The 3,579-nt window shown below is 69.7% G+C and carries 4 protein-coding genes; all 4 read right to left on the bottom strand.

The window, feature by feature from the left end; translation table 11 throughout:
* Positions 1-86 precede the first annotated feature (86 nt).
* Positions 87-785: a type 1 glutamine amidotransferase domain-containing protein gene (locus tag FOE67_RS20000; protein WP_182666224.1), complete on the bottom strand. Its 699-nt coding sequence runs from the start codon at positions 783-785 to the stop codon at positions 87-89.
* A gap of 278 nt (positions 786-1,063) precedes the next feature.
* Positions 1,064-1,810: an HAD family hydrolase gene (locus tag FOE67_RS19995; protein WP_182666223.1), complete on the bottom strand. Its 747-nt coding sequence runs from the start codon at positions 1,808-1,810 to the stop codon at positions 1,064-1,066.
* Entirely contained in the window at positions 1,810-2,364 is a 555-nt protein-coding gene (locus FOE67_RS19990) for a type 1 glutamine amidotransferase domain-containing protein (RefSeq protein WP_182666222.1), read from the bottom strand. Before FOE67_RS19990 ends, FOE67_RS19995 begins: the two co-directional genes overlap by 1 nt.
* Positions 2,365-2,388: 24 nt before the next feature.
* The gene (locus FOE67_RS19985) at positions 2,389-3,177 is read right to left on the bottom strand and encodes a cupin domain-containing protein (protein ID WP_194444490.1); all 789 of its coding nucleotides are present in this window, start codon (positions 3,175-3,177) and stop codon (positions 2,389-2,391) included.
* Between the last annotated feature and the right edge of the window lie 402 nt (positions 3,178-3,579).

Below are 3,579 nucleotides of genomic sequence, written 5' to 3'. Positions count from 1 at the left end.
GGCGGGGTTGGGGAGGGCCGGCGGCCCTCCCCGGCCCATCGGCCGCCCGACCTCTCGCCCGCCGTCCGGGCCGGCGGGCCGGTCGTTCACGGCCGGGCAGGCGAGGCGAGCGCCTCCGCCAGCCGGCGGCCGAGGCCGGCCGCCGAAGCCGGGTTCTGCCCGGTGATCAGCCGTCCGCTGACCACGACGTGCGGCTGCCGGTCCGGGGCACACGAGTAGACCGCCCCGTTCTCCCGCAACGCGTCCTCGAGGGAGAAGGGCACCACGGTGTCCAGCCCCCGGGCGGCCTCCCCCTCGTTGGAGAAGGCGGTGACGGCCCGCCCGGAGAGCAGCCGGGTGCCCGACGAGAGCCGCACGTCGAGCAGCGCCGCCGGACCGTGGCAGATGGCGGCCACCACGCCGCCCGCCTCGTACACCGCGCGGAGCAGGTTCTGCAGCGCCGGATCGCCCCGGAAATCCCACATCGTGCCGTGACCGCCCACGCAGTAAACGGCCCGGTACCGGCCGGGGTCGGCGTCCTCGATGCGGGGACAGCGATCCAGGAGAGCCCCGCCCGCGGGGTCGGTGAGGAAAGCCCGGTGCTCCCCGTTCCCGGGGTCATGGCCGATCATGGGCGGACGGCCGCCGCGGATGGACACGAAATCCACCGTGTGCCCGGCGGCGCGCAGGATGTGCCAGGGCTCGACGGTCTCCCCCAGGTGGAACCCGGTCGGACGTCCGGTCGTGCCGAGGGTTCCGTGGCTGGTCAGTACGGTCAGGATGCGGTGTCCGGCAGGCGCGGACATGGCGACTCCCCCTCGCTCGTGTCTGGGTTGCTGTCGGTTGTCGGGGCTCGGTCGTGGTGGGGTCGTGGTGGGGCCGTGGTGCCGTGGCGGCCCCGGTCGGGTCCGTCCGGCGCGGGCGCGGTACACCGGCTTCGCGGCCCCGCGAGGTCGGAACCGGGGCGGATGCCGCGAACCGGCCGAGACACCCCGCGACGGCCGGCACGCGGGCAGAGAGCCGCCCCGGGGCGCGGCGCGGTGGCTCCGGCTCCGGGGCGGCTCGGGACGGCCGTGGACGGTGATCAGGCGGCCGCGGGGACGAGCGCGTGGAGATCGTCCAGGTGAAGCGGGCGCAGGGAGAGCCGCTCGGCCTCGGCCCGGTGTTCCGGGGTCTGGTAACCCCACTGCGCCCAGCGGACGTGCGCTCCGGTGGCCGCGACACGGACCGCGTTGGCGAGGTTGTCGTCGATGAAGGTCACCCGCTCCGGGGCGAGGCCCCGGCGTGCGGCGATCTCACGGACGGCCTCCTCCTTGCGGCCACACTCGCCGAACACCTCGGCCACCGTGCGGCGCAATCCGTGATGGTCGAGGATGGCGTCCACGGAATCGGCGTCCTTCGCGGTGACGATGACGACGGATCCGCTGTGGCGCCGCAGCAGTTCCGCGATCCCGGGATAGAGCCGGTGCAGGTCCAGCCAGAACTCCGGTTCCCGCGTCCGGAACCACGTCCGCGCCTCGGTGGCCCGGTCGGTGAAGCGCCGTACGTCGTCCGCCGGCAGGCTCGCGAACAGCCGGTCGAAGCCCGCCTGCGAGGTGATGGCCGCCGACTCGGGCGCGTGGGCGACCACGAAGTGGTCCAGTAACCGCGAGTAGTCCCGCACCGTGCGGAACCGCTCGACGAACTCCTCCGGCAAGGCGTCCACGTGCTCCGCTCCGGAGAGCGAACGGTCGAGTGGGTGGACGCCGAGCCAGGTCACCAACGCGCACTCCACCAGGGCGTCACAGACCACCCCGTCGAAGTCGAGCGCGAGCACCTCGTGCGCCGGCATCACAGGTCCCGCTTCTCGGCCGCGAGCTTCTCGGTGGTTTCGAAGACCGCGCGCATGAAGGTGCCCATGTACCCGTAGTAGGAGCAGGTGATGACGTTGCCGTCGATGATCACGTCGCTGTCGACGACCTCGGCGCCGGCGTTGATCACGTCGTCGCGCAGACCTATGTACGCGCACGCTCTGCGCCCTCTGAGCACCCCGGCGCTGACCATGATCCAGGGGCCGTGGCACAGGCCCGCGACCACCTTGCCCGCCTTGTCCATGCCGGCGACGAAGTCCAGCACCGTCCGGTCCTGCCGGACCCGGTCCGGGGCTTCGTGGCCGCCGGTCAGAATGACGGCGTCGTACTGGTCGACCGACAGGTCCTCGAAGGCGATGAGGGGACGGGCGGTCTTGTCCATGGGCAGCGGGACACCGTACTTGCCGGTGACGGGGTCGGCGTTCTTGGTGGCCACATCCACGTGCCAGCCCTCTTCGAGAAGCCGGTAGTAGGTGAAGACCACGTCATGGTCCTGGAATCCGGGACCCGTGATGATGACAGCGCTGTGTGACATGGTTTCTCCTTCCGATTGGACCGGTCAGCGGTTCTTGCTGATGCAGAGGTAGTGCTTGTCGGTCTGCGGACGGCGGGAATCCGCATGGTGACCCGTGAGAATTTCCAGATCGCGGTGGACGACCCCGGAAATGTGCAGAGGGATACAGAAGACGTCGCGGAGGCTCGGGCGGTAGAAGATGTCCATTCCGGTACGGAGTTCGAAACGGAACCGGCCGTCGGGCGTCCGGGGACGCATCCTCGTGTTCGGATACGCGGGGACGTTCCGCATCGAATGGCCGGGCTCCTCCACGGCGGCGCTCTCGTATGCCGTTCCGGCCCGGTTGTAGTCGTCCTGGAGCCGGATGAGGTCGAACTTGTTGCGGGGCACCTCCACCTCGATGAGCTCCAGCGGCTCGTTCCCCGTGCTGCGCGTGCCGTGGAAGGCCCCGGGCGCGATCCGCAGGACGCTGCCCTCACGGATCGGCACATCCGCCCGGTCGAGGCCGGTGGTCACCCCCTCGCCGCCCAGGCACAGCAGATAGGTCAGCTTCCGCGGGTGCACGTGCAGGGAGGTGCTGCCACCGGCCTGGATGTGCAGGGCCCACAGGTCGAAGAAATCATCGACGAAGGCCCGGTATTCGTAGCCCCACGGCTTGGGGATGATGGCGTTCAGATGGGTGTCCTCGTCGAACTGCTCATTGAATGCGCGGGCGCCTTCCCGGAGCAGTTTCTGGAGCTTCGAGACGTCCGCCCGGCCCGCGTCCAGATGGACGGGCAGATAACTCGGTGCGCCGATCACCGGCGCGGGCGAAACCTCCTGAATGACAGTCAAATCTTCCCCCTCGGTGAATTGATGTGTCCTGTCGCCACCAGACCTGCCGGCGTGGACGTGCACACTCAACCAGCCATGCCCCGGAGAACTCAAATAAGAAGTTTTTGAACGGACATAAAAAGACCTGAGTTCACGGAATTGCGCATTCCTGCTCCGGCGCCCGACGCGTCGTTCCGGAACTTCCGCAACCCCTTTCCGTGGATTCACCGAGGATAATGAAACGTCACAACCGCGGGAGTGGATAGCGCATGAGGTTCCACGCGGCACACCATTCACGCCGGACCCCCGTGTCGCGCCGTCCGGAGCGCACGGGGCGCCCCCCGGCTGATGCCGGGGCGCCGGAATCGGATACCGGGTCGTTGCCGACACCGGCTGTGACCGCGGCGCCGGCCGGCACGCGGG

The sequence above is a fragment of the Streptomyces calidiresistens genome, assembly GCF_014141525.1.
GTDB lineage: Bacteria > Actinomycetota > Actinomycetes > Streptomycetales > Streptomycetaceae > Streptomyces > Streptomyces calidiresistens.
Note: the sequence above shows the minus strand (reverse complement) of the source record. Positions and strands in the feature narration are given on the sequence as shown.

What these genes read in the sequence shown, in the direction of transcription:
- FOE67_RS20000 (WP_182666224.1), bottom strand. Translation starts at nt 785, where the DNA reads ATGTCCGCGCCTGCCGGACACCGCATCCTGACCGTACTGACCAGCCAC.
- FOE67_RS19990 (WP_182666222.1), bottom strand. Translation starts at nt 2,364, where the DNA reads ATGTCACACAGCGCTGTCATCATCACGGGTCCCGGATTCCAGGACCAT.
- FOE67_RS19995 (WP_182666223.1), bottom strand. Translation starts at nt 1,810, where the DNA reads ATGCCGGCGCACGAGGTGCTCGCGCTCGACTTCGACGGGGTGGTCTGT.